The 5,740-nt window shown below is 75.9% G+C and carries 2 protein-coding genes; both read right to left on the bottom strand.

Going from position 1 to position 5,740, the window contains the following annotated elements; all coding sequences use genetic code 11:
* The coding region (locus K377_RS40485; RefSeq protein WP_146614862.1) for a type I polyketide synthase at positions 1-1,402 on the bottom strand (1,402 nt) is incomplete at its 3' end.
* 5 nt (positions 1,403-1,407) lie between these two features.
* The coding region (locus tag K377_RS40480) for an SDR family NAD(P)-dependent oxidoreductase (RefSeq protein ID WP_146614861.1) at positions 1,408-5,740 on the bottom strand (4,333 nt) is incomplete at its 5' end.

The raw sequence follows: 5,740 nt of genomic DNA, 5'->3' as shown, positions 1-5,740 counted from the left end.
CCGCCTCCTCCAGGACGACGTGCGCGTTGGTGCCGCTGACGCCGAACGAGGACACGCCCGCCCGGCGCGGCCCGTCGCCGCGGGCCCACTCCCGGCCCTCGGCGAGGACCTCGACGGCCCCGGACTCCCAGTCGACCTCCCGGGTGGGCGCGTTCACGTGCAGGGTCTTGGGCAGATGGCCGTGGCGCAGCGCCATCACGGTCTTGATGACACCGCCGACGCCGGCCGCGGCCTGGGCGTGCCCCATGTTCGACTTCAGGGAGCCGAGCCACAGCGGCCGCCCCTCGGCGCGGCCCTGCCCGTACGTGGCGAGCAGGGCGCCCGCCTCGATCGGGTCGCCCAGCCTGGTGCCGGTGCCGTGCGCCTCGACCAGGTCCACGTCGGCGGGGTCCACGCCCGCGTTGGCCAGGGCCGCGCGGATGACCTTCTCCTGGGCGCGGCCGTTGGGGGCGGTCAGGCCGTTGCTGGCGCCGTCCTGGTTGACCGCGCTGCCCCGCACGACGGCCAGGACGGGGTGTCCGTTGCGGCGTGCGTCGGAGAGCCGTTCGAGGAGGAGGACGCCCGCGCCCTCCGCCCAGCCGGTGCCGTCGGCGCCGTCGGCGAACGCCTTGCAGCGGCCGTCGGCGGACAGGGCGCGCTGGCGGGAGAACTCGACGAACATCGCGGGCGTCGCCATCACGAGCGCCCCGCCCGCCAGGGCGAGCGAGCACTCGCCCGACCGCAGGGACTGCACCGCCATGTGCAGCGACACCAGCGACGACGAGCAGGCGGTGTCCAAGGACACCGCGGGCCCGGTCAGCCCCAGTTCGTACGAGACCCGGCCGGAGGCCACGCTCAGGGCGCTGCCGTACAGCAGGTAGCCCTCCAGGTCCTTCTGGCCGCCCTCCAGGAAACGCCACCCGTACTCCGACGAGCTCACGCCCGTGAAGACGCCGACGTCGCTTCCCCGTACGTCGGCGGGGACGATGCCCGCCCGTTCGAACGCCTCCCAGGAGGTCTCCAGGAGGAGCCGGTGGTGCGGGTCGACGGCCAGCGCCTCGCGCGGGCTGATGCCGAAGAACCCGGCGTCGAACCCGGCCACGTCCGTCAGGAATCCGCCCTGGCGGGTGTACGCCTTGCCGGTGGCGTCGGGGTCGGCGTCGTACACGTCGCGCCAGCCGCGGTCGTCGGGGAAGTCGCCGACGATGTCGCGGCCCTCGCGGACCACGTCCCACAGATCCTCCGGTGAGGCCACGCCTCCCGGGAAACGGCAGGACATGGACACCACCGCGATCGGCTCGCCGCGGCCCGCCTTCAGGTCGTCGTTCTCGCGGCGGAGCCGGTCGCGCTCCTCCAGCAGCGTGCGCAGCGCCCGCTGGACCCGGTCCGCGCCGTCCGCCGTGCGGTCGGTCGAGTCGGTCATGCCGTTCACCTCTTCTCGTCCAGGGCCAGGTCGATCAGGGAATCCAGGTCCAGGTCGGACAGTTGGCCGGCCGGTTCGCCGGCGTCGGGTTCCGCGGCCGCGCCGGCCAGGGCGAGGACCGGTTCGAGCAGGCCCGCGGCGCGCAGGTCCCCGATCGGCACGGTCCGCAGCACCTCGCGGATGCGCGCCTCGTCGGCCGCGTCGGCGTCGTCCGTCGCGCCGGGGGCGGCGCCCTCGTCGTCGCCCGCAGGCCGCAGCAGGCCGAAGAGGTGCTCGCCCAGTTCGCGCGGGGTCGGATAGCTGAAGACGAGGGTGGACGGCAGGCGCAGGCCGGTCTCGGCCGCCAGCAGGTTGCAGAGCTCGACGGCGGTCAGCGAGTCGAAGCCGAGCTGGGTGAACGCCTGGTCGGCGTCGACACCCGCGCCCGAGCTGTGCCCGAGGACCACGGCGGCCTGCTCGCGGATCCGCTCCAGGAGCGCTTCTCGCGCCTGCGGCGCGGGCAGCGCGGTCAGCCGGTCCAGCAGTCCCGCGGGGCCGCCGGCCGTGGCGGTGGCGGTCGCGGCGCGCCGGGGGCGGGCGGCGTCGACGAGGTCGCGCAGCAGCGGGGGCACCTCGTCGGCGGGCCTGCCGCGCAGCGCGGCGAGGTCGATCCGGGCGGGCACGAGGACGGCCTTGCCCTCGGCGACCGCCGCGTCGAACAGGGCCAGTGCCTCGGCGGTCGGCATCGCGGCGATGCCCGCGCGGCGCAGCCGGGACAGGTCGGCGCGGTGCAGTTCTCCGGTCATGCCGCTGCTCTCCTCCCACCAGCCCCAGCACAGGGAGGTGGCGGGCAGGCCCTCGGACCTGCGCCGGGCGGCCAGGCCGTCGAGGAAGGTGTTGGCGGCGGCGTAGTTGGCCTGTCCGGCGTTGCCGGTCTGGCCGGCGAAGGCGGAGAACTCGACGAAGGCCGACAGGGGCCGCTCACGGGTCAGTTCGTGCAGATGGTGGGCGCCGGCGGCCTTGGCGTCGAGGACGTGGTCGAGGCTCTTGGCGGTCAGCGACTCCACGGTGCCGTCGGCGAGGGCGCCCGCGGCGTGCACGACCGCGGTCAGCGGGTGGCTGCCGGGCAGGCCGTCGAGGAGTGCGGCCACGGCGTCGCGGTCCGCCACGTCGCAGGCCACGGCCCGCACCCGCGCCCCGGCGGCCTCCAGTTCGGCGACGAGCCCGGGCACGCCCTCGGCGGCCGGTCCGCTGCGGCTGGCGAGGACCAGGCTGCGGACGCCGTGATCGGTCACGAGGTGGCGGGCGACGAGGGAGCCCACTCCCCCGGTGCCGCCCGTGACGAGCACGGTGCCGCCGCCGAAGCCGCCGCCCACCTCCAGGACCAGCTTGCCGATGTGGCGCCCCTGGCTCATCTCGCGGAACGTGCGGCGGGCGTCCCGGATGCCGGTCAGGGAGATCGGGCCCAGGCGTATCCGGCCGTCGGCGAACAGGTCCATGACGGCGCGGAACATCTCCTGGAGGGCGTCCGGTCCCGCCTCCCAGAGGTCGAACGCCTCGTAGTGGACACCGGGGTGGTCGGCGGCCACGGTCACGGGCTCGCGGATGTCGGTCTTGCCCATCTCGGCGAAGTGCCCGCCGCCGGGCAGCAGCGTCAGCGAGGCGTCGACGAACTCGTGGGCGAGGGAGTTGAGGACGACGTCCACCCCGCGGCCCTCGGTGGTGCGCAGGAACTTCCGGGCGAACTCCAGGTCGCGGGAGGACGCCAGGTGGTCGTCGTCGAGGCCCAGGGCGCGCAGGGCGGGCCACTTGGCCTCGCTGGCGGTGGCGTAGATCTCGGCGCCGACGTGCCGGGCCAGTTGGACGGCGGCCATGCCGACGCCGCCCGCCGCGGCGTGGATGAGGACCCGCTGCCCCTTCTTGAGCCGGGCCACGCGCAGCAGGCCGTGGTAGGCGGTGAGGAAGGTGCACGGCACGGAGGCAGCCTCGGCGAAGCTCCAGCCGTCGGGGACGGGTACGAGCATGCGGTGGTCGGCGACGGCGGTGCGGCCGAAGGCGCCGGTGAAGATGCCGGTGACCCGGTCGCCGGGGGCGAACGCGGTGACGTCGTCGGCGACGTCGAGGACGACTCCGGCGCCCTCGCTGCCGAGCCCGGCGTCGATGGCGGTCCGGCCGACGAGGCCGAGGGCGATGGTGATGTCGCGGAAGTTGAGCCCGGCGGCCTGCACGGCGATCCGGACCTGGCCGCTCGCCAGGGGCGCGTCGACCTCGGGGCACGGCACCCAGGTCAGGTTCTCGACGGTTCCCTTGGTCGGGATGCCGAGGCGGTGGGCGCCGGCCGGCGGCTCCGGGAGGCGGTGGCCGTCCGGCGCGGCGGCGGCGAGCCGGGGTACGAGGAACGCGCCGTCGCGCACGGCGAGTTGGGCCTCGTCGTCGGCGAGCACGTCGGCGAGGGACGCCCAGGAGGCGTCCGCGTCGTCGAGGTCCACGAGCCGGAACCTGCCGGGGTGCTCGCTCTGCGCCGCGCGGACCAGGCCCCACACGGAGGCTCCGGGCAGCGACTCGACGCGCTCCCCCGCGACCGCGCCGACGGCCAGCCGGGTCAGCACCACCAGGGTGGATCCGGCGAGGCGGTCGTCGGCGAGGAACTGCTGGAGCAGCGCCAGGACGCGCTTGTCGGCGTCGCGGGTGGCGGCGACCGGGCCGTCGGCCGCGCTCGCCGCGACGAGGTCGTCCAGGCACAGGGCGATGTGCGCGGGCGGCCGCTGTCCGGCCAGGAGGGCGTCGAGGGAGGGGTGCGGTGTCGTGTCGGGGTCGGCGGCGTCGGCCGGGCGCAGCCGGGCGGCCAGGCCGTCGGGCGCGCCGAGCACGGCCCACGGGGTGCGCCCGGCCTGCCGCGCGCGCTCCTTCGGCGGCCGCCACTGCACCTCGTACAGGGGCTGGCGGGCGGCGCCGCGGGCGGAGTGCACCTGCTGGGCGTCGGCCGGGCGGAACGCCAGTGCGCCGATGGTGGCGATCCGGCGGCCGTGGTCGTCGGCGACGGTCAGCGTCACCGTCTCCTCGCCCGTCGCCGTGAGGCGGACCCGTACGGTCGCGGCGCCGGGACCGGCCGGTTCCACGCCGGACCAGGAGAACGGCATCCGGCTCCGCTCGCCGCTCACGTCGACGACGCCGCCGGCGATCGACGCGTGCAGGACGGTGTCCAGCAGGGCGGGGTGCAGCGCGAACTCCTCGGCGGCGACGCCGTCGGCGGTGTCCGGCAGGGTGGCCAGGGCGAACAGCTCGTCGCCCCGGCGCCACACCTCGCGCAGCCCGCGGAAGCCGGGGCCGTAGTCGAAGCCCGCGTCCGCGAACGTGTCGTAGAGGGTGCCGATGTCGATCCGCCGGGCCCCGGCGGGCGGCCAGGAGGCCAAGGAGCGTACGGCGTCGTCGTGTTCGGGTGCCGGCGGTCCGGCGGGCAGCACCGTGCCCATCGCGTGCCGGGTCCAGCCGCCCGCCTGCGGGTCCTCGTCGGCGGGGCGCGAGTACACGTCCAGGGTGCGGCGCCCGTCGTCGTCCGCCGCGCCGACGACGACACGGATCCGTACGTCGCCGGAGTCCGGCAGGATCAGGGGCACTTCCAGGGTCAGCTGTTCCACCGCTGCGCACCCGGCGTGGGCGGCCGCCGACAGGGCCAGGTCCAGATGGGCGGTCGCCGGGACGACGACGGCGCCGAAGGCGGTGTGGTCGGCGAGCCAGCCGTGGGTGCGCAGCGACCACAGGGCGGTGAAGACCGTCTCGTCGGTGCCCGGCAGGTCCACCACGGCGCCGAGCAGCGGGTGGCCGGCGGCGGTCAGCCCTGCGGAGGCGACGTCGGCGGTCTCCATCTCGGCCAGGAAGTCCAGCCAGTAGCGCTGGTGCTGGAACGCGTACGTCGGCAGGTCGACCAGGCGGCGGGTGCCGAACAGGGCGGCCCAGTCGACGCCGGCGCCGTGCACGTGCAGGTGGGCGAGGGCGGTGAGCAGGGTGCGGGAGCCGGGGCGGCCCTTGCGCGACGCCGAGACGACCACCGCGTCGTGCACGCCCTGCCCGGCGAACGCCTCCTTGGTGATGCTCGCGAGCGTCGCGCCCGGGCCCACCTCGAAGAAGACGCTCGCGCCGGCGGCGCGGGCGCACTCGACGGCCTCGTGGAAGCGCACGGGCTCGCGCACGTGGTCCACCCAGTACCGGGCGGAGGTCAACTCCTGGAGGGTGGCCGCGCGGCCGAGCCGGGTGGAGACGATCGGGATCGTCATCGCGCCGTCCCGGGGAAGCTCGCCGAGGGCGTCGGCGAACGCGTCCAGGACCGGGTCCATGAGCGGCGAGTGGAACGCGTGGTCG

Origin of the sequence: Streptomyces sp. PsTaAH-137, from assembly GCF_003259365.1 — a bacterium.
Classification (GTDB): domain Bacteria; phylum Actinomycetota; class Actinomycetes; order Streptomycetales; family Streptomycetaceae; genus Streptomyces.
Note: the sequence above shows the minus strand (reverse complement) of the source record. Positions and strands in the feature narration are given on the sequence as shown.